Source organism: Streptomyces beigongshangae, assembly GCF_019710745.1.
Lineage (GTDB): Bacteria > Actinomycetota > Actinomycetes > Streptomycetales > Streptomycetaceae > Streptomyces > Streptomyces beigongshangae.
In genome coordinates, this window is the sequence record NZ_JAHKJW010000046.1 from 39,447 (window position 1) to 58,396 (window position 18,950).

Genomic DNA, 18,950 nt, shown 5'->3' on the forward strand with positions numbered 1-18,950 from the left:
CGCAGGAAGCCCCGAAGCTTGCTCGGGGCCCCTGCTGTACTACATGCAACTGGCGGTCGGGATCTGCCGCGGAAAGATGGTCGGTCATCCCGTGCGGTGCCTCTCAGGTGCGCAGGCGATCTCCGCGGCTGGTTGCCACGCGCAGTACATCCCGTAAGGCGCCGGCCAGTTGGGCGACGAGGAGTTTTAGCTCCTCCGGATCCGAGGTTCCGTCATCGAGTGCTTGTGTCGGCAGTGCGGAAGCCATTTCGAGTTGTGCCGCCTCGACCTGGTCCGCCAAGCGGGAGATGTAGCTGTCCTGGTCGTCGGTGCTCAGGTAGCACGCCTTGCCGTCCGGGCCTGCCCACGGGAGAAGTCTCAGCCCTTCGTGTCCCGTCATTCCTGTCTGCCTCTCGGTGATCGCGATGTCGGGTGCCGGCGCGTCGTCGGATGTTTCGCCGCTCATCGCTTCGGCTCCGGGTGGGTGCAGTGGTCGGGCATGGAGTGACACGGGCAGTCGCAGGCTTCGTAGATCACTGGAACGTCGACCGGGGCTGTCGCCGGAGAGGACTCCGAGCAAGCGTGGTGCGTACCGATTCGGCAGGCGAGTGATTGGTAGGGGGCGACCGGGCTGTCCGGGCCGTGGTGCTGTCGTTGCGGAGGCATCAGTGGACTCCCAGCAGGGTTGGGCAACTCTCGGGCGACAGGTGGGGGGCCGCGGCAGCCGTTGCGTACCGTCTGCTCTTTTCGCAAGCCAGGACGTACGGGCGTACGAGTGCGGCGTCCTCGCCCCTGAGGGGGTGCCGATGGCCCGCGTGGTCGTGAGGCCATCCCCGGGCGACCGTCGGCTTGTCGGCGGGCGCTGTGGGAGGGGGAGCGGGAGTGGCCGGCGCCCTGGACGTCATGAAGGAGCGGCGGTGTCTGCCCCTGCGGGAGTGTCGCGCTCTGGTGCCGGAGATGATGCGGCGGATGAGGTTGAGCACGCTGAATCAGCTCCTGTCGCTGATCGTTTGGTCCCCAACGTTGCCTGCCGCGGGGACCGCTTTGCGTACGACCGCCCAGAGGGTGCGGTCGCCCAGGCTGGTGGCGAGGAGCCCGAACCGATCGGCCTCGGCCACGGCCTCCAGGCCCTCCCGCCATGAATCGGCGGAGAGGGATTCCGGCACCTCCACCTCGACCGATGTGTGGTGCGCGTGTTCCGTGACGCGCGGGGGAAGCCCGACGGCGTGCAGCCGAGCGGCGATGGCTGCCGCGCTGACTCTTAAAGCGGGCACAGGCAGCCTCCGTCACCAGCGATCACTTTCAGTAAAGCTAGTTAACTAGATTAGAGCTAGTGGACTAGATTTTCCACATGCCTGAGCAACCTCCCTATCTCCGCGTCGCCGACGAACTCCGGCGGCGGATCACGGAGCACGTATGGGAGCCCGGTGACCGTCTCCCCTCCCGCGCCCAGATCGGGCAGGAGTTCGGTGTGGGCGAGAACGTGGTCCGCCGGGCTCAGGAGTTGCTGATCTCCCAGGGAGTGCTGGAGGGCCGCGCCGGATCGGGCACCTACGTCGCCGAGCCTCAGCAGCGGGTGCGGGTCGTCCGGTCACCAGCGCGCGAGCAGTCCGACGGGTCGCCTTTCCGCGCGGACATGAGGGCCCTCGGCAAACTGGGCGACTGGGAGAGCCGGACCGATGCGAAGGTGCTGGCGCCCGCGGACATCGCGGCACGGCTGGGCATCGCCGAGGGAGCCCTCTGCGTCCGGACCTCGTATGAGTTCCTCGCCGACAGCAGGCCAGTGCAGTTGTCAACGAGCTGGGAGCCGTACGACCTCACCGCGGGCACACTCGTTGTCCTCCCCGAGGGAGGGCCGCACGCCGGAGCAGGGGTCGTGAACCGCATGGCCGCCATCGGGATCACCGTCAGCCATGCGGTGGAGCAGTTGGAGCCCAGGCAGGTGACCGCCGAAGAGGCTTCGCTGCTCGGTGTTCCGAAGACCGCGCTCGTCACGCACATCCGGCGGACGTACTACAGCGACCAAGGCCGGCCCGTGGAGACCGCGGACATCGTGGTGCCCGCCGCCCACTGCGAGATCGTCTACGAGATTCCGATCAATCGTTAGCGGCGCCGCGAGCAACTCAGCGAGGAGGCAAGCGCGCTCACCCCAGAGCGTGCCAGTTCCGTGCCACATGCGTGCCACATCGTGCGGTCAGCCACGGTCAACGACGGTTCACCGGGGTCGAGAAGCCCGGATGACCTGGGCAGCCGTTACAGCGGAACTGACCTGGGCAGGTCCCGCCAGTGATCGCGCCGCCCTTACAAGGCGGATGTCGGCGGTTCGAAACCGTCCGCGCCCACCAGTCCCAGGACACGACGAAGGCCCAGGTCAGCCGGTGCGGAACCGGCCGCCTGGGCCTCGCTCTTTCCCGGGTGGGTCGGGAACGCCAGGGTGCGGACATCGGCCGCGCTCTTGGGAGCCTTGACCGTGAGGCCGCTTGTACGTGTTTCGGCGTACAGGTCTCCAGAGCGATGTCACAGCCCCGGAGAGCGGCCGGCCCGCCGAAACGGAGCGCTGCGGCGGCCTGGCGCCGGATCCGCGTCGGTCGAGGAGTCGGTGACATGGTCGCGCACCTCGGCGAGGAGCCACTCCACCAGCTCCGCAGTGGCGTGGTACTCGCTCCCGCCGTCATGCATCGTCTGCCTCACGCATAACCACTTGGCCCAGACGCACGCCTGGGGGCGTGCGCTCCCGAGCGGATGAGTAACCAAGTGCGCCGCTGACAATCGGCCAATCACACGAGTAGCGTCTCAATAGACAGTCGATGAGACGCGAGCGCTGCCTCTTTAGATGGCCGGTGCGGGAAGAAGGAAAGCGTCACCGAGGGCTTATGGCTCTCTCATCACTTTGAGCCGTACGTGGTCGACTCCGAACAGAGGCTGCCACAGAGGGCTCGGTGGCAGAAGGAAATTCCAGTGAACGGAAACAACCGCCGCCGAGCAACTGAGGGTGACCCGGGGCGGAGGCGCGGAGCCGACAACAGGCGCTCGGCGGGGCATCTGACGGAACGGGTGGCCCGGGAATTCTCCGATGCGGCGGAGCGCGGTCTCGGCGGTGTCCCGATCGCCGGAGAGACTCAGCCGACGTACCAACAGTTCATCCTCACGGGGTTCGACGAGCTGATGGCGCAGGCCGATGTCGAAGCCAAACTACCCGTAGCGACAGGGCGGCTGGAACGCTTCACGGGCGAATTGGCCGGTGAGACGCGCCGTCGGAGTCTCGCCGAAGTCTCCTTGGCCTTGTTCACGACGATCAGGGACCGCACCTGTCCGCTGTGGCCGTTCTGCTGAATGACGAGGGGCCGGCACAGTGGTGTCAGACGAAGTAGCGGAGCAGCGGCGAAATACAGCATTGGCTGCCGCGTCGGAGACGAGTAAGCACGTTCTCACCCTGACGACGGCGGTCATCACCATCACTGTCAGTCTGACCAAGGACCTCATCGGCGAGGCTGCGCCGTCCGCCCTTGTATGGCTCCGCCTGGCCTGGCTTTCCCACGCCGTCTCGGTCCTGGCAGGCGTGGCCACGCTCCTGGCCCTCGCCGGCACAGTTGACGAGGCGGACAGTACGAGATCGATCTACTCGACGAACATCCGACTGCCGGCCGCGGTGCAGATGACCTTCTTCGGCCTCGGCTTGGCGCTTGTTGTCGTCTTCGGCGTTCTGGCCGCCTAGCACGTCACGCACACGCTCCACCGGACGGTCGTTCATCACTTGACCCGCCGAGCGCTTGGTTCAAGCAAGGTGAATCGACACCACTGACAAATCACTCAGGAAGGGCCCACATGAGTGCTGATGCTCATGGCCACGACAACGAAGCCTTCGACGTCGCAGCCGTTTTCCAGGAGGGACTCGCCCAAGCTGACCAGGAGGAAGCCATGCTCAACGTGATGCTGGCGGGCCGACCGGGGGCAGGCAAGAGTACCCTCGTCAATGCCATCTTCGGGGAACGCATCGCACCGGTCGGGACTGGCGCACCGGTAACGCAGAAGATCAATGCCTACCGCCGCCCGCACCTTCCGGTGACCGTATACGACACGCCCGGTTACGAGCTGGGCAAGAGTCCGAAGGAAGTGGCTGGATATTTCCTGAGTCAGATCAGGAAAGAAGTGACGACCCAGGGGTCGGAAATCCACTTCGCCCTTTACTGCAGCCTGATCGCGAACAAGCGGGTCGAGCAGTTCGAGGCCGATCTCGTCAGGGCACTGGCCGGGGAAGTACACACAGCCTTCGTGTTGACCCAATGCCTCGACAAGGAGTCACAAGAGGTGATCGACCTGCGGGCTCACCTTGACTCCCGGAAACTTCCGATCGTGGAAAATCGACCTTTTCCGGTGCTGGCCGAGGAAAAGCTGCTCACTTTCTCCGGTCAAAGCATACTGGTCAAACAGTTCGGTCTCGAAGACCTGCTCAGGGCTTTGACACGGGTGCTGCCGGCAGCCCAGAAGCGTACCTTGGTGAGTCGGCAGCGAGTAAACCTGGAGTTAAAGGTCAAAGAAGCGAACGCCATCGTGGCGGAGACCGCCCTAAAAGCATCCGCCATCGCCGCGGTACCCATTCCGCTCTACGACATCGGCCCGCTCAGCGCCCTGCAGGTCGCGATGTTCGCCCGCATCACCCGGGTCATGGGCTTCAGCATCGAGCCGAAGTCCTTGGCTGCCGCCTGTACGGCCGTCATTGGCGTGGGTACAGCGGCCAGGACGGCTTCGAGTCTTCTCAAACTGGCCCTCCCATTGGTGGGAAGCGTCGTAAACGCCACCGTTGCCGGATCGACGACCTACGCGATGGGGACTGCCTACGTCAAGGCATGCGAGGGGCTCTTGCGACTTCAGATCGCCGGGGTTCCCATTGATCAGGACGACATCATCGGAGCGCTTGTCAGGGAATGGAAGAAGGCTCGCTGACGTCTGCTCCATCAGTGCCGCCCGGCAGCCAGCGCGGCGGGACCGACCCGCGCCGTACCTGCCGAAGGCCGTGTCATCTTCGCGAGGTGGATGCCGACGGTTCGAAACCGTCCGCGCCAGGGGACACCGGACGCCGCAGTCTGATAGGCAGGGCCCAGTCGTGTACGCCCGACGCGGAAGGCTCGACGGATGGACGACAAGTTGTTCGCCGCCCTCGTTGCGGCGGCAGCCGCACTGCTCACGGGGCTCCTCTCGTACCTGGCAGCAAAACTCAAAATACAAGCGGACCTGTCATCGCAGACCAAAGAGATCGAGGCGGCCTTGAAGCTTCAGGAAGAGAGGTTACGGACCGAGCTCCGTACGGAATTCATGGCCGAGGAAGCCATCCGTGAACTGCTGCTCAGCGCGCAGCCCAAGCGGTCGTTCGAGGTGATCGAGCGCAGAGTGGGCGGATTCGACGGCGACGAACTCCGGCAATTACTGGTGCGAGCCGGAGCGGTGCGCTTCTACGGGCGGAACGACAAAGAGCTGTGGGGACTTCGCGAGCGTAACGAACTCGACCTGGAGGGGGACGGGTGACCGCGCCCGTCCCTGCCGCGGGTTCGGGCCCGCGCGGCCGAGCACCAGGCAGAACCGACCCGCGCCGTCCCCGCCAGCGGTCGTACCGGAGTTCCGAGGTGGATGAGGGGGATGAGGTGGATGAGGTGGATGCCGACGGTCCGCCGAAACCGTCCGCGTCCACCGGGAGCGGCGTACCGGTGAGGGAGGAGGTCCCAGAACTGGCAGGACCTCCTCGCCCGGCGGATGCTGAGGGTGCGGACGCCCTTCGCCCGTACCACCCGAGGAGGCGGACATGGCCACGCACACACTGCGTACGGCGCGTACGGCAGCCGGACGGCGGCGGATCACGCTCGACGAGCACCTGCCCGTCGACCACCGTCTGAGCAGGTTCTACCGGATCGGCGCGGGGGTGATGGGGCTCGTGCTGCTCGTCTTCGGCATCCTGGGCCTCATCGACAAGATCGGATTCTTCGACACCCGCGGCGACACCGTCGCGGGGCTGAACACCAACGGCGCGCTCAGTGTGCTCTCGATCTGCGTCGGGCTGCTGCTCTTCGCCGGCATGGTGATCGGCGGCAACATCGCCTCGACGCTCAACATGGTCCTCGGAGTCCTCTTCATCCTCAGCGGCTTCGTGAACCTCGCCCTGCTCGACAGGGACCTCAACATCCTCGCCTTCCGCATCCCGAACGTGCTCTTCAGCTTCGTCGTCGGCGTGCTGCTGATGTTCTTCGGGATGTACGGACGCGTCGGCTCGGCCCTGCCGCACGACAACCCGTACTGGCGCTCCCGCCATCCCGAGCAGGCCGCCCGCGAGGAACGGAAGGAGGCGGGGGCCGGGCTGCGCGCGAAGGCCCTGGCCCACGGCACGGGCTCCGGTCCGGCGGCTGCCGCCTCTCCGACGGCTCCGGCGGCCCCGACCACCGCAGCGGCTCCGGCGGCCCCGACCGCTCCGGCGGCTCCGGCGGCTCCGGCGGCTCTGGGAGAGAAGCGCACCGGCCGCTAATCTGGGCGCATGCCTCGCTATGAATACCGCTGCCGTACCTGCGGCGACACCTTCGAGAAGAGCCGTCCGATGGCCGAGTCGGCCGCGCCCGCGGCCTGCCCGGCCGGTCACGACGACACGGTGAAGCTGCTGTCGACGGTGGCGGTCGGCGGTTCCGCCTCGGCCCCCGCGCCCGGCGCGGGCGCCGGTGGTGGAGGGGGCGGGGGCGGCTGCTGCGGCGGGGGTTGCTGCGGCTGACGCCGGTCCCGGCGCCGCGTCGCCACCGCGTTCGCGCCGTGTCCGCCCCGGCGCCGCGTCGCCTTCGCACCGCGTTCGTACCCCGGTCGGGGAGCGTCACGCTCCCCGGTCCCGGTCTCCGCTTCAGTCTGGCTTCAGGTTCGGTTCTCTAGCGTCGGGTGTGTGACCGACAGCAGCGCACCCCAGTGGATCAACGGCCTCATGGACACGCTCGGAGCTCCGGGCGCGGGCATCGCCATTGCCCTGGAGAACCTCTTCCCGCCCCTGCCGAGCGAGGTGATCCTGCCGCTCGCGGGGTTCGCGGCGAGCACCGGGCAGATGAACCTGTACGCCGCGCTGCTGTGGACGACGGCCGGTTCCGTCATCGGCGCGCTCGCGCTGTACGGCGTGGGGGCGCTGCTCGGCCGCGACCGCACGGTGGCCATCGCGGAACGTCTGCCGCTGGTCAAGGTGTCGGACATCGAGAAGACCGAGGCATGGTTCTCCCGGCACGGCACCAAGGCCGTGTTCTTCGGGCGGATGATCCCGATCTTCCGCAGTCTGATCTCGGTGCCGGCGGGTGTCGAGCGGATGCCGCTGCCCGTCTTCCTCGGCCTGACCACGCTCGGCAGCGCGATCTGGAACACCGTCTTCGTCCTCGCCGGCTATCTGCTCGGCGACAACTGGACCGTCGTCACCGGCTATGTGACGACCTACTCGAAGGTGGTCCTGGGCGCCGCGGCCCTCGCGGTGCTGGTCTTCGCGGGCCTGCGACTGTCCAGGCGGGGGCGCGGGAGCCGGCGGGGCGGAGAAAAGCCCGGCACCCGCGGCACCACCGGCACGACCGAGAGGGCCACGGCGAGCAGGACGCCTGAGCCCGACGGGACGCCTGAGCCCACCGGCGCCGGCCGCAGCGGCGGTGGCGACGGCCGGCGTACTCGCCGCGGCTGATCCGGCCGGTCTCACTTCCCCGGCCCGGTCCGGCTGCGCCTCCCCAAGCTTCCCGGCCTCCCCACACCCTGCGCGGCGCGCGGCTGCGGCTACCGGGCCCCGCTCAGGAACTCCCGCAGGATCCGCTCCCCCGCGACCACGCCCCGCTCGGAGAGCGGCGTGATCCCCCGCGCCGTCCATCCCGCCTCGGCCAGTTCGCCGTGGCCGGGGCGCCAGCCGCGGTCCGCGGCCAGCAGCAGGTCGGCATCCAGGAGGGAGTCGCCGGCCGCGAGCGTGCGGGGCGCCCCCGTGCGGCGGGCGACCTCCCTCATGGCGGCGCTCTTGGTGAGCGGCTTCGGCACGGCGNCCTCCCTCATGGCGGCGCTCTTGGTGAGCGGCTTCGGCACGGCGTAGATCTTGCGGCCCTGCACGGAGACGGTCCAGCCGCGCTCCTCCGCCCATCCGGCCAGTTCCTTGGCCCACTCCGCGGGGAGGAGTTCGCGCTCCACGACGAAGTACACGAACAGGTCCTCGGCGACCCGTTGCTTGAGCACCCAGGCCGGGTCCGCGGCGGCCGCCATGTGGGCGCGCACCTCGTCCAGCGGGGCGCACTCCCGTGCCAGGCGCTCGGTCACCCGGGCGTGCCACTCGGGGTCGGAGACGCCGTCGACGAGGAGGTGCCCGCCGTTGGCGCAGATCGCGTACTTCGACGCGGGTCCCGGCAGCCGGATGCGGTGGTACTGCTCACGGGTCCGGGTCGTGGTGGGGACGAAGTCCGCCGCCCCGCCCAGTTCGGCGAGCAGCCCGGCCGCGGTCTCGGTCATGTACGACAGCGGCCTGCCCCCGTACACCTCGACGCAGAGCAGCCGGGGCGCCTCGGCGTCGGGCGTGGTCAGCGCGAGCGCGTTCGCCGAGTAGATGAGCGTCCGGTCGAGGTCGCTGGCGACGAGCACACGGGGGCTCGCGGGGGCACCCGGACGGGGATCCGCAGGGGGATTCACGCGGGGAGCGGAGTGGGAAGCGGAGTGGGGCGCGGGGTTCGGCATCAGACCGTCACCGCCCTGCCGTCGGCGCCGGTCGCGCCGCGCGTGTACTTGGGGTGGATCAGCCCGACACAGGTGTACGGGAGGTCCGCCACCTCCTCGACCGGTACGCCGCGCTGTTCGGCGAGCAGGCGTACGTGGTCGAGGTCGGCGCCCGCCCCGGCGCGGGCGAGGATCTTCCAGGGAACCCGGCGCAGCAGCACCCGGGTCGCCTCCCCGACGCCCGGCTTGACGAGGTTCACGTCGTGGATGCCGTACTCCTCGCTGATCCGCTCGACCGCCGCCCAGCCCTCCCAGGTCGGCGTGCGGTCGGTGGAGAGCAGTTCCTCGACCCGGTCGTCCACCGCGTCGTCCACCTCCGCGAAGCGGGCCGAGACCGCGTCCAGGAATTCGGTGGAGACGTCCGCGCCGGCGAGTTCGCGGTAGAACTTCGCCCCGTGGTAGTCGTGCTCCCCGACCAGGTCGGCGCGGAGCACCGTACGGGAGATGAGCCCGGAGACGGTGGAGTTGAGACAGGCGGACGGGATGAGGAAGTCCTCCCGGGTGCCGTACGTGCGCACACAGGAGCCGGGGTCGGCGAGGACGGCGATCTCCGGGTCGAAGCCGCGGACGCCGTCGGACGCCTCGAACTCCTCGACGGCCTGGGCGAGTTCGCGGGTGATGGCACCCTTGCCGGTCCAGCCGTCGACGAAGACGACGTCGGCCGGGTCGTGGTGGGCGGCCAGCCAGCGCAGCGCGTTGGCGTCGATGCCGCGGCCGCGCACGATGGAGACGGCGTAGTGCGGCAGGTCGACGCCGTGGCGGTGCCGGGCCCAGCGGCGCATCAGGACGCCGACGGGGGTGCCGGCGCGGGCCAGGGAGACGAGCACGGGACGCGGTGAGCGCTCCGCCAGCACGGTCCCGGTGACCGCGCCGACGGCCAGGGCGATGCGGGCGGCCGAGGTGGCGAGCGCGTCGCGGAACAGCTCCTGGTACTGCGGGGTCGGCTGGTACTCCACCGGCAGCGACTCGGCGTAGTGGGCGCCGCCGCTCTGGATGGCCTCCTCGCGCTCCTCGGTCGGCGCCTCCAGCCGGGTGTCCGAGAGGTCCTGCAGCAGCCAGCCGACCTCGTCCGGCGCGTACGAGGAGAAGTCGGGGCCACGGAGGGGCTCGGGCAGCATCGAGTGCCTTTCAGCGGGTACGGGGGCGGGGACAGACGCCGACGCCGACACGGGGGCGGACCCCGGGACGGGGACGTATGACGGGACGACGGCCAGCAGTACGGTCCCGGTGTGGGCGGCGAGCTGGGCCAGCAGGCCGTCGGCCGCGTGCAGTCCGGGGGTGTCGGCGGCCGAGTCGACCACGGCGACGACGGCGTCGAAGCCGGCGCCGGCGACGTTGTAGGCGTACCGCTCGCCGGGGCCGTCGGCCGGGTCGTCGTGGGCGGGGAAGACGAGCCGGGAGCGGATCGCGTAGCCGGGGTCGTCGACGGCCAGCACCGGGGAGCGGGTGGTCGTGGAGTAGCGCACCTCGGCGTCGGTCGTCTTCTCCAGCGCGACGGCGAGCCGCAGCGGCGCGTACATCAGCTCCTCGAAGCCGAGGACGAGCACGCGGCCGCGGCGGGCGCCGGACGGGAGCGCCTCGGCTATCCGGGCCGCCATGGCGGGCAGGGCGGCTTCCAGGCGGACGCGGTGCTCGGGTGTGAAGCCGTGCCGTCCGCCGTCGGGCAGGCCCCGCGGCCAGCCGAGGTCCACCCGGACGACGACGCCGCCGGGCTCCGGGCGCGCCGTGGGAGCCACGGCCGCGCTCCCGCGCCCGTTCTCCTGCTCGCTCCCGTACCCGTACCCGTACCCGTTCTCGTGCGCGTTCTCGTGCGCGGCGACCAGCGCCTGCCCCTTCTCCAGTACGCCCTCGGGCAGCCGTACCGTGCCGGAGGCGGCCGTCACCAGGTCCACGGTCGCGTCGATCTCGCGGGCGAGGCCGGCCAGGCGGTCGAGGTCCGCGGCCGAGCGCATGTCGACCAGGGCGACTATGACGTACCGGTCGCGCGGATAGCGTGCGTGCAGGTCACGGATGGTGTTGAGGACCGTGTTGCCGGTGGAGAACTCGTCGTCGACCAGGACGAGCGGGCCGCCGCCGGCGAGCAGGTCCGGGTCCTCCGGGAGCAGCAGGTGCGAGGTGGCGTGCGAGTGGGACTCCTCGAAGCCGCCCGCCGTCGCGACGCCCTCGACCGGGCGCCGGGTCGAGTGGAGGCAGGGGGCGAGGCCCACGCCGTCCGCGACCGAGTGGCCGAGCCCGGTGGCCGTCTCGGCGTACCCGAGGACGACGGCCCGGCGGGCCTCGTCCTCGCCGAGCAGGTCGCGCACGCGCAGTCCGAGCGCGAACCCGTACCCGTGGACGACGGCGGGCGACTGCGGTACGTGCTTGCCCAGCACGTTCGACACGAGCAGGTGCGCCCGCCTGGGGTTGCGCCGGAGCGCGAGCCCCAGCAGTTCTCCGAGCCCCTCGTCCCCGCAGAGCTCGATGCCGAGCCGTCCGGCGACCCAGCTCCCGGACCAGACCCCGCCCGAGGACCCCTCGCCCGAGGACCCCTCGCGCGGGGACCCTCCGCCCGAGGGCCCCTCACCCGTCGCGGGGGAATCCTCGCCGGAGCCGGAGGGGGCGCCGGTCCCGGTACCGGTACCGAGACCGGTGCCGGGGCCGGGGCGGAAGCCCGTCGCGGACCAGACGCCGGATCCGTCGTTCACAGCCTTGTTCATGGATTCCTTGTGTGTCACTTGTGTGCCGGCCGGAGGTGGGTGTCAGCCGAGGAAGTGTGTCAGCCCGGGGGCCGGGGCGGTCACGCAGCCGGGCGGCCGGGGGCGGCGGGCCGGCCGGGAGCGCGTCAGTCGGGGAGTCCGGCGGCGAGCAGTTCCACGAAGCCGACGTCCTCGTTGGCGACGCCGAAGACCTCGGCGCGCTGGAGCGTGCGCTCCGCCCAGGCACGGTGCGGCTTCACCTCGTTCATCTTGTTCGTGTACGCGGACCGCAGCACGCCCCCGCCGTCCTGCTCGGGCCGCAGGATGTCCTGGGCGTCGCTGAACTCCTCGTGGCTGACGACGGACAGGGCGTGCACGGGCAGCACGTGCGAGGGATGGATGCAGGTCTTGCCCTGCAGCCCGTTGGCCCGGTCGAGGGAGATCTCCCTCAGCAGGCCGTCCATGTCGTGCTCGATCAGGGCGGCGCGCAGGTCCTCGGCCTCCGGGGTGAAGGGGCTGCGGCGCAGCTGGGGCTTGAACATGCGCTCCTGGACGCGGAAGTACTCCCACACGGGCCCGGTCACCGTGAAGCCGGTGCCGTCGGCCCGTCCGAGGACGTTCACCACGTCCGCTATGACGGAGGCGACTATCTGCACGTCGTACGCAGTCATGTCGGGCGCTCTGCGCAGCCCGTACGCCGAACAGAAGTCGGTGACGCCGAGCCGCAGGGCGAGCACCCGGTCACGGTACTTGTCGACGGCCCGGAAGATCCCCGCGAGGGTCTCGACCCGCGACTCGCGGTACAGCAGCTCGGGCGACTCCAGGACCGGCATGGCGAAAAGCCGTCGCCCGCTGATGATCTCGGCGTCGGCGAGCGCCTCCATGAAGGGGATCCCGCGCTCCTCGGTGAACTTCGGCAGTACGAATCCGGACAGGAGCCGTACGGACGCACCGAGCCGGTGGACGAGGTCGGGGATCTGCTCGGCCGTCCTGACCCGGACGAAGAGCAGCGGCAGCTCGCCGACCGTGCAGCGTTCTGCCAGGTCAGCGAATTGCCGGACGAGGTTCTCCTCCGCGTCGGCGACGTCCGCGTCCGCGATCGAGTCCTCCAGGCACAGGACCATCGAGACGACACCGCGACCGGCCTGCTTCAGGATGTCGTCGGCCAGCTTCTCCCTGGTCGCAGGGGAGTAGAGGGTGGCCCCGAGGGCGCTGGCGAGCACGCGGGGCGAGGAGTCCGCGGTGAAGTCGCACGGCTTCTGGAAGAAGAGACGCTCCTGCACCTCAGGGGCGATATGACCGAAATGACGCATTAATCTCCCCCGGAGTGACTGGACGGCCTGACGATATGTGGCCGGTAATAGTACGTAGAGATCCGTGTCAAGGGTTCCCATGAGGCATGAAGTTCAGGTAACGCAGACAAACACCATTGTGCCCGCCCATTCGCACAACAAGCCGAAAGCGAGCACACCCCGGGCCGCCCCCGGCCCGTACCCGGGTCGTACCCGGACCGCCCCCCGCATTGTCGTGACCAGGACCGAGAGGGCAGGATGACCGCATGACGCACGCCATGCTGAAGGGGTCGAACGTCCCGCTGGACGCCACGGCGGTGCGCGCCGTGCTGCGCTGGACACCGGGGCGGGGCGGCCTCCCGGACGTGGACGCCTCCGCGCTCCTCCTGGGCCCCGACGGCCGGGTGCGGTCCGACGAGGACTTCGTCTTCTACAACCAGCCCCGGCATCCGTCCGGCCATGTCTGGCGGCTCGGCAAGAAGCGTGTGAACGAAGGTCTCGCCGAGGGGCTCACCGACACGATCCAGGCGGACCTGGCGGGCGTCGACGACAGCGTGGGACGGATCCTCCTCGTCGCCTCCGCCGAAGACGTCACCTTCGACCGGGTGCAGGCGCTGCGGATCCTCGTCTTCGACGCCGCGGCCGGGGACGCGGAACCCCTGGCCCACTTCGACATCAGGCCGGAGACCGGTGAGGAGACCGCGCTGATCTGCGGGGAGCTGTACCGGCGCGGTGAGGGCTGGAAGTTCCGCGCGCTCGGCGAGGGCTACTCGAACGGTCTGCAGGGGCTCGCCTCCGACTTCGGTATCTCGGTGGACGAGTCCGAGGAGGGTTCGGCGGACCCGGCGGACCCGGGGTCCGCCGGGCGGGCCGGTGTGCAGCCGCTGCCGCCCGAGGCGCCCACGCAGGTGCCCCGGCAGCCGCCTCCGCCGGCGTACCCCCCGGCGGCGTATCCCCCGGCGGCTCCCGGTCCGGAGCCCACGCGGCAGCAGCCGCCCGCCACCCAGCCCGCGTACGGGTATCCGCAGCCCACCGGCCAGGCGGCGTACGGCTATCCGCAGACGGCCCCGCCCCAGCCGGCCCCGGCGGCGGACCGGACCGGCTACGGCTACCCCCAGCCGGTCTCCCCGGCCCCGGACCCGGACTTCCGTCTTCCGCCGCAGGGGCCCCAGTTCATCGGCCGCTGAACGCCGGGCGCTCCGCGCGTCTGCCGGGTCGCGGGGAACCGCACGGTCTTTCAGGGGCGCCCCCTCACGGGGCGATACACCTAGCGGTCGGCCTTGGCCTTGTAGCCCCGGCCCCACTGCAGACCCCACCCGTAGAGCCGGTCGAGCTCCGCCTGGAAGCCGTAGACGAACTTCACCTCGCGCCGGACCACGAGCTCGTTCTTGACGTTCTCGATCATGACCACCGCGCAGGACCTGGCCTGCGAGTGCCGTTCGTCGAGCCCGATCTCGACCCGTGGGCCGTTGCTCGGGTACAGCGTCACGATCGCGTGCGTACGGTCGAAGGCGGGGGTCTGGTCGTAGATGTAGACGAAGACCAGGAGCCGCTTTATCTCCTCGCGGTGGTCGAGGTTGACGAAGATCGTCTCGCCCGACCCGGAGCCGAAGCGGTCGTCGCCGCTGAGCTTGACGTACGGCGGGTCGTTGAGCTCGCCCAGGAAGCCGCCGAGCGGCTGGACCACTCCCTTGGTGCCGTCGGCCAGCTCGTACATGCAGCCCAGGTCGAGGTCGACGTTGACCATGCTCTGGGTGTGCGCCTGCACGACGTCCGGCTTGAACGCCCTGAGGGGGTGGCGCAGCAGGCTGTCCCGCCGGGGCCCGCCGATGTCGGAGGTCCGCATCCGCCAGGACAGGTTGATGCGGAGGTTGCCGGTGGCCGCGCCCTGCTTGGTGAGTGAGATCGTCTGGTTCCGCTTGGTCAGTTCGATGGCGTTGGTCGCCGCGCTGCCCGAGTCGAACTCCGTCGTCCGGCCGCGCCACAAACCTTCCCAGAACTTCATTCCCGCCCCCACGCTCGCCTGTTCTTCCCGCCCTCACCCCTGCGGTGGGCCGGGGCCCCATGCGCCGGGGCGGCTGCCGAGGACTCCTCGGCAGCCGCCCCACACAGAGCGTTCCTCAACCCGGCCGGTGTCACACCCCGGACGAGACCTCCGTCTTGTCGTCCGAGGGGTCACCCTTTCCCCCGGACGCCTCCAGTGCCTTGTTGCGGCGCACGGAGGACCAGAAGGACCAGGCGATCAGGACGACCCCGATGAGGCCGGTGATGATCTCGTTGACCTCGAAGCGGATGGTGACGAGCAGGATCGTGGCCAGGGCGCCGATGGCGTAGTGGGCGCCGTGCTCCAGGTAGACGTAGTCGTCCAGCGTGCCCTGGCGGACCAGGTAGACGGTGAGCGACCGGACGTACATGGCGCCGATGCCCAGGCCCAGTGCCATCAGGACGATGTCGTTGGTGATGGCGAAGGCGCCGATGACGCCGTCGAAGGAGAAGGACGCGTCCAGGACCTCCAGGTAGAGGAACATGAAGAACGCGGCCTTGCCGACCATGGCGCCGCCGGTGATCTGCTTGCCCTTGGCCTTGGCCTCCTCCTCGGCCTCGTGCTCGCGCTCCTCGGCCTCCTCCAGGCGGTTCTCGAAGAATCCGGAGAGCCCGCCGACGACGAGGTACGTGATGAGGCCGGCGACGCCGGAGAGCAGTACCGTCTCGGTCTTGTCGGCGGAGCCCGCGTGCAGGTGGGCGTGCGGGGCGAGGAACAGCGCGGTGACCAGCAGGACGATCAGGGCGATGCAGGCCGACAGCATGTCGACCTTGCCGAGCTTGGCGAGCGGGCGCTCGATCCAGCCGAGCCACTTGATGTCACGGTCCTCGAAGATGAAGTCGAGGAAGATCATCAGCAGGAACATGCCACCGAAGGCGGCGATCGACGGGTGGGCGTCGGTGACGAGCTCCTGGTAGCGGTCCGCGTCGTTCAGCGCCAGGTCGACCGCCTCGATGGGACCGAGCGAGGCACTGATCGCGACGATCACGACGGGGAAGATCAGCCGCATGCCGAAGACGGCGATGAGGATGCCGATGGTGAGGAAGATCTTCTGCCAGAAGGCACTCATCTTCTTCAGGATGCCGGCGTTGACCACCGCGTTGTCGAAGGACAGCGAGATCTCGAGGATGGACAGGATCAGCACGATCCCGAAGGCGGTCCATCCGCCGAACAGCACCGCTGCGACCAGGCCGAGCGCGGTGACCGCGAACGACCAGCCGAAGGTTTTCAGAACCACTGGCTACCCAATCGTGAGTTGGGGGGCTACCCCCGGACGAAGTCCGGAGGGGGTTTTCCCCCGCCGTACCCGGCTTTACGAAACATTGACCACGAAGTCTAGAGGGCCGACCCCCCGGTAGAGAGGGCCGGGCCCTCCTTCCGGGGAGTCGCGGGTCCAGTGGATCCGCGCGGGTGCCGCGCATCCGGCTGTTCGGGGGTACCCCGTCCACGATGTTCGGGGGCACCCCGTCCACGAGAGGTCACGGCCGACCCTCCTGTCACAGGAGGCGTCTTCCGCGCACGCGGCTTTACGAAACGTTGACGCCGAAGTCCAGGGCGATACCCCGCAGCCCGGACGCGTAGCCCTGCCCCACGGCGCGGAACTTCCACTCGCCGCCGTAGCGGTAGACCTCACCGAAGATCATCGCGGTCTCCGTCGAGGCGTCCTCGGAGAGGTCATAGCGGGCGAGCTCCTGGCCGTCGGCCTGGTTGACGACCCGGATGAAGGCGTTGCTGACCTGGCCGAAGGTCTGGCCGCGGTTGTCGGCGTCGTGGATCGAGACCGGGAAGACGATCTTGTCGACGCCGGCGGGCACCTTGGAGAGGTCGATGAGCAGGGACTCGTCGTCGCCGTCGCCCTCGCCCGTGAGGTTGTCCCCGGTGTGCTCGACCGAGCCGTCCGGGCTCTTGAGCTGGTTGTAGAAGATGAACCACTCGTCGCCCAGCACCCGCCCCGAGTTGCACAGCAGCGCGCTGGCATCGAGGTCGAAGGGGGCTCCGGTGGTGGAGCGCGCGTCCCAGCCGAGCCCGATCATCACCTGCGTGAGGTTCGGTGCGGCCTTGGAGAGGGAGACATTGCCCCCCTTGGCGAGCGTGACGCCCATGTTCCTGGTCCTCTCCGGTGAAGCCGTTGGGTGGTGCCCGGGTGCTGCCCGGGTGGTGCCCGGGTGCTGTTTGAGCAGTGCTTCGGCGGTCCTCGGGTGGTACCCGCGTGGTGCCCGCGGGTGCTGCGGAACTACCACGTCCGGCGCCGCACTGGGAGCGTGCGGCGCCGGACGGGAAGCGGTGGTGCGGCCCGGGACCGGTGCGGTCCCGGGAGGGCTCAGACGTTGACGCCGAAGTCCTGCGCGATGCCGCGCAGGCCGGAGGCGTACCCCTGGCCGATGGCGCGGAACTTCCACTCCGCGCCGTGGCGGTACAGCTCGCCGAAGACCATCGCGGTCTCCGTCGAGGCGTCCTCGGAGAGGTCGTACCGGGCGATCTCCGCCTCACCGGCCTGGTTCACGACGCGGATGAACGCGTTGCGCACCTGGCCGAACGACTGCTGGCGGTTCTCGGCGTCGTAGATCGAGACCGGGAAGACGATCTTCTCGATGTCGGCCGGGACCGCGGCGAGGTTGACCTTGATCTGCTCGTCGTCGCCCTCGCCCTCACCGGTGGTGTTGTCACCGGTGTGCTCGACCGAGCCGTCCGGGCTCTTCAGGTTGTTGAAGAACACGAAGTTGGCGTCACTGCTGACCTTGCCGTCCGCGTTCGTCAGGATGGCGCTGGCGTCGAGGTCGAAGTCGGTGCCGGTGGTGGTGCGGATGTCCCACCCCAGACCGATGATGACCGCGGTCAGGCCCGGGGCCTCCTTCGACAGCGATACGTTGCCGCCCTTGCTGAGGCTGACTCCCACGAGTCCTCCCATTGGTGTCCGGGGGCGGGAAGCCCCGTAGTGCGTTGGTATCGGATCAACGTACAGATCCTAGTGAGGGGTTCCCCGTCACCGCAGGCCCTGGGCACGAAGAATCCCGAAGTGTCGGCATCCCGGCGTGTCCCGCGGTGCCGGGCCGCGCCGGCGCCGGGGTCACAGGGCGTCGAGGGCCCGTACGTACTCCTCCAGGTCCCGCGCGTCGGGCAGCGCGTTGACGACGGTCCAGCGGACGACGCCGCCCTTGTCGATGACGAAGGTGCCGCGCACCGCGCAGCCCTTGTCCTCGGCGAAGACGCCGTACGCGCGCGAGACCTCGCCGTGCGGCCAGAAGTCCGACAGCAGCGGGTACTCCAGGCCCTCCTGCTCGGCGAAGACGCGCAGGGTGTGGATCGAGTCGTTCGAGACCGCGAGGAGCCGGGTGTCGCGGTCGGTGAAGCGCGGCAGGTTGTCGCGCAGCTCGCACAGTTCGCCGGTGCACACGCCGGTGAAGGCGAAGGGGTAGAAGAGCAGGACCACGTTCTGCGCGCCGCGGAAGTCCGACAGGCGCACGGTGGCGCCGTGGTTGTCCCTGAGCTCGAAGTCCGGGGCCTTGTCGCCGACCTCGATCACCATGCTCCGGTACCCCTTCCGTCGGGATTGTCCACGCTTGGTCGTGTGCGGCCCGTTCGCGCCGGGCTGCTCGGTGATGTCCACCCTAGACGCCGCCTCGCCCGCACGGACGAGGCCCCCGCCGACCGGTGTCGGCGGGGGCCTCCTGGCCTCGGCTGCGCCTCAGCGCTTCTTGGCGGCCGTCTTCGGCGTCGCCAGCTTCGTGCCGCTCCAGTCCTTCCCCACGCTGATGCCCTTGGTCTGGGACAGACCCGCGGTCGTCACGGCTTCGGCGATGTCGCTGGGCTCCACATAACCGTCCCGGCCGGTCTTGGGCGTCAGCAGCAGGACGGCGCCGCCCTCTTCGACGTACGTGGTGGCGTCCACCAGCGCGTCCGTCAGGTCGCCGTCGTCGTCCCGGAACCAGAGCACGACGGCGTCGGCGACGTCGTCGTACTCCTCGTCCATGAGCTCGCTGCCGATGACTTCTTCAATGGCCGAGCGGAGCTCCTGGTCGACGTCGTCGTCGAAGCCGATCTCCTGGACCACCTGCTCGGGCTGGAATCCCAGCCTGGCGGCCAGGCTCGTCCGCTCCTCCGCGTGGTCCGCGGTCGCGCTCACGGGTTGCCTCCTGATCATGATCGGTAATGGGGTCCTCCCCGGCCCGGACGAAGCCGGGGCCTCGGGGAAGTTCAAGCCACGCGCGTGCGCGAAGC

General features: G+C 69.5%; 21 protein-coding genes. 9 read left to right on the forward strand and 12 right to left on the reverse strand.

The features are described 5' to 3' along the window. Nucleotides 1–103 precede the first annotated feature (103 nt). Together KM933_RS29060 and KM933_RS29065 are read right to left on the reverse strand one after the other, a co-directional pair. Nucleotides 104–379 carry a hypothetical protein gene (locus KM933_RS29060; RefSeq protein ID WP_221357674.1) on the reverse strand — a complete coding sequence of 92 codons (276 nt, stop codon included), beginning with the start codon at nt 377–379 and terminating at the stop codon, nt 104–106. A 589-nt stretch (nt 380–968) separates the two neighbouring features. Then, nucleotides 969–1,253: a hypothetical protein gene (locus KM933_RS29065; RefSeq protein WP_221357627.1), complete on the reverse strand. Its 285-nt coding sequence runs from the start codon at nt 1,251–1,253 to the stop codon at nt 969–971. Nucleotides 1,254–1,330: 77 nt separating this feature from the next. Here KM933_RS29065 and KM933_RS29070 point away from each other — a divergent pair, with 77 nt between their 5' ends. Beyond that, nucleotides 1,331–2,086, forward strand: coding sequence for a GntR family transcriptional regulator (locus KM933_RS29070; protein WP_221357628.1), 756 nt, complete (start codon nt 1,331–1,333; stop codon nt 2,084–2,086). A gap of 410 nt (nt 2,087–2,496) precedes the next feature. Here KM933_RS29070 and KM933_RS29075 read toward each other — a convergent pair whose 3' ends face one another. Beyond that, nucleotides 2,497–2,670: a hypothetical protein gene (locus KM933_RS29075; protein ID WP_221357629.1), complete on the reverse strand. Its 174-nt coding sequence runs from the start codon at nt 2,668–2,670 to the stop codon at nt 2,497–2,499. Between the two features lie 267 nt (nt 2,671–2,937). On the opposite strand from KM933_RS29075, the gene KM933_RS29080 reads away from it, so the two are divergent. The 7 genes from KM933_RS29080 (at nt 2,938) to KM933_RS29110 (ending at nt 7,657) form a co-directional block, all read left to right on the forward strand. After that, entirely contained in the window at nt 2,938–3,312 is a 375-nt protein-coding gene (locus KM933_RS29080; RefSeq protein WP_221357630.1) for a hypothetical protein, read from the forward strand. A gap of 22 nt (nt 3,313–3,334) precedes the next feature. Further along, entirely contained in the window at nt 3,335–3,694 is a 360-nt protein-coding gene (locus KM933_RS29085) for a hypothetical protein (RefSeq protein ID WP_221357631.1), read from the forward strand. 110 nt (nt 3,695–3,804) lie between these two features. Beyond that, nucleotides 3,805–4,923: a GTPase gene (locus KM933_RS29090; protein WP_221357632.1), complete on the forward strand. Its 1,119-nt coding sequence runs from the start codon at nt 3,805–3,807 to the stop codon at nt 4,921–4,923. A gap of 189 nt (nt 4,924–5,112) precedes the next feature. After that, complete coding sequence (locus KM933_RS29095; RefSeq protein ID WP_221357633.1) at nt 5,113–5,502, forward strand: hypothetical protein; 390 nt, start codon at nt 5,113–5,115, stop codon at nt 5,500–5,502. Nucleotides 5,503–5,776: 274 nt separating this feature from the next. Further along, a complete protein-coding gene (locus KM933_RS29100) occupies nt 5,777–6,490 on the forward strand; it encodes a DUF4383 domain-containing protein (protein ID WP_221357634.1) in 714 nt (237 codons plus the stop codon). A 9-nt stretch (nt 6,491–6,499) separates the two neighbouring features. Continuing rightward, nucleotides 6,500–6,727, forward strand: a complete 228-nt coding sequence (locus tag KM933_RS29105; RefSeq protein ID WP_221357636.1) for an FmdB family zinc ribbon protein — start codon at nt 6,500–6,502, stop codon at nt 6,725–6,727. A gap of 201 nt (nt 6,728–6,928) precedes the next feature. Next, on the forward strand, nt 6,929–7,657 hold the full coding sequence (locus KM933_RS29110) for a DedA family protein (RefSeq protein ID WP_221357676.1): 729 nt from the start codon (nt 6,929–6,931) through the stop codon (nt 7,655–7,657). A gap of 89 nt (nt 7,658–7,746) precedes the next feature. Here the strand turns inward: KM933_RS29110 and KM933_RS29115 are convergent, their stop codons facing one another. From KM933_RS29115 to KM933_RS29125, 3 genes are all read right to left on the reverse strand, one after another. After that, nucleotides 7,747–8,682, reverse strand: coding sequence for an HAD family hydrolase (locus KM933_RS29115; protein ID WP_430727382.1), 936 nt, complete (start codon nt 8,680–8,682; stop codon nt 7,747–7,749). Then, nucleotides 8,682–11,417, reverse strand: a complete 2,736-nt coding sequence (locus KM933_RS29120; RefSeq protein ID WP_260334311.1) for a phosphoribosyltransferase — start codon at nt 11,415–11,417, stop codon at nt 8,682–8,684. The genes KM933_RS29115 and KM933_RS29120 overlap by 1 nt, the downstream gene beginning before the upstream one ends. A 125-nt stretch (nt 11,418–11,542) precedes the next feature. After that, nucleotides 11,543–12,709, reverse strand: a complete 1,167-nt coding sequence (locus KM933_RS29125) for an HpcH/HpaI aldolase/citrate lyase family protein (protein WP_221357638.1) — start codon at nt 12,707–12,709, stop codon at nt 11,543–11,545. Nucleotides 12,710–12,954: 245 nt separating this feature from the next. Between KM933_RS29125 and KM933_RS29130 the strand changes: the two genes are divergently transcribed. After that, nucleotides 12,955–13,875 (forward strand): TerD family protein, encoded by a 921-nt coding sequence (locus KM933_RS29130; protein ID WP_221357639.1) that lies wholly within the window; start codon nt 12,955–12,957, stop codon nt 13,873–13,875. Between the two features lie 80 nt (nt 13,876–13,955). Here the strand turns inward: KM933_RS29130 and KM933_RS29135 are convergent, their stop codons facing one another. The 6 genes from KM933_RS29135 to KM933_RS29160 form a co-directional block, all read right to left on the reverse strand. Continuing rightward, nucleotides 13,956–14,693 carry a TerD family protein gene (locus KM933_RS29135; protein WP_221357647.1) on the reverse strand — a complete coding sequence of 246 codons (738 nt, stop codon included), beginning with the start codon at nt 14,691–14,693 and terminating at the stop codon, nt 13,956–13,958. A gap of 130 nt (nt 14,694–14,823) precedes the next feature. Further along, nucleotides 14,824–15,969 (reverse strand): DUF475 domain-containing protein, encoded by a 1,146-nt coding sequence (locus KM933_RS29140; protein ID WP_221357649.1) that lies wholly within the window; start codon nt 15,967–15,969, stop codon nt 14,824–14,826. Between the two features lie 289 nt (nt 15,970–16,258). Then, on the reverse strand, nt 16,259–16,834 hold the full coding sequence (locus KM933_RS29145) for a TerD family protein (protein WP_221357651.1): 576 nt from the start codon (nt 16,832–16,834) through the stop codon (nt 16,259–16,261). Nucleotides 16,835–17,052: 218 nt separating this feature from the next. Next, on the reverse strand, nt 17,053–17,628 hold the full coding sequence (locus KM933_RS29150; RefSeq protein WP_149513484.1) for a TerD family protein: 576 nt from the start codon (nt 17,626–17,628) through the stop codon (nt 17,053–17,055). Between the two features lie 171 nt (nt 17,629–17,799). Next, the gene (locus KM933_RS29155) at nt 17,800–18,258 is read right to left on the reverse strand and encodes a peroxiredoxin (protein ID WP_221357652.1); all 459 of its coding nucleotides are present in this window, start codon (nt 18,256–18,258) and stop codon (nt 17,800–17,802) included. Between the two features lie 159 nt (nt 18,259–18,417). Then, nucleotides 18,418–18,855: a DUF3052 domain-containing protein gene (locus KM933_RS29160; protein WP_055519877.1), complete on the reverse strand. Its 438-nt coding sequence runs from the start codon at nt 18,853–18,855 to the stop codon at nt 18,418–18,420. Nucleotides 18,856–18,950 lie beyond the last annotated feature (95 nt).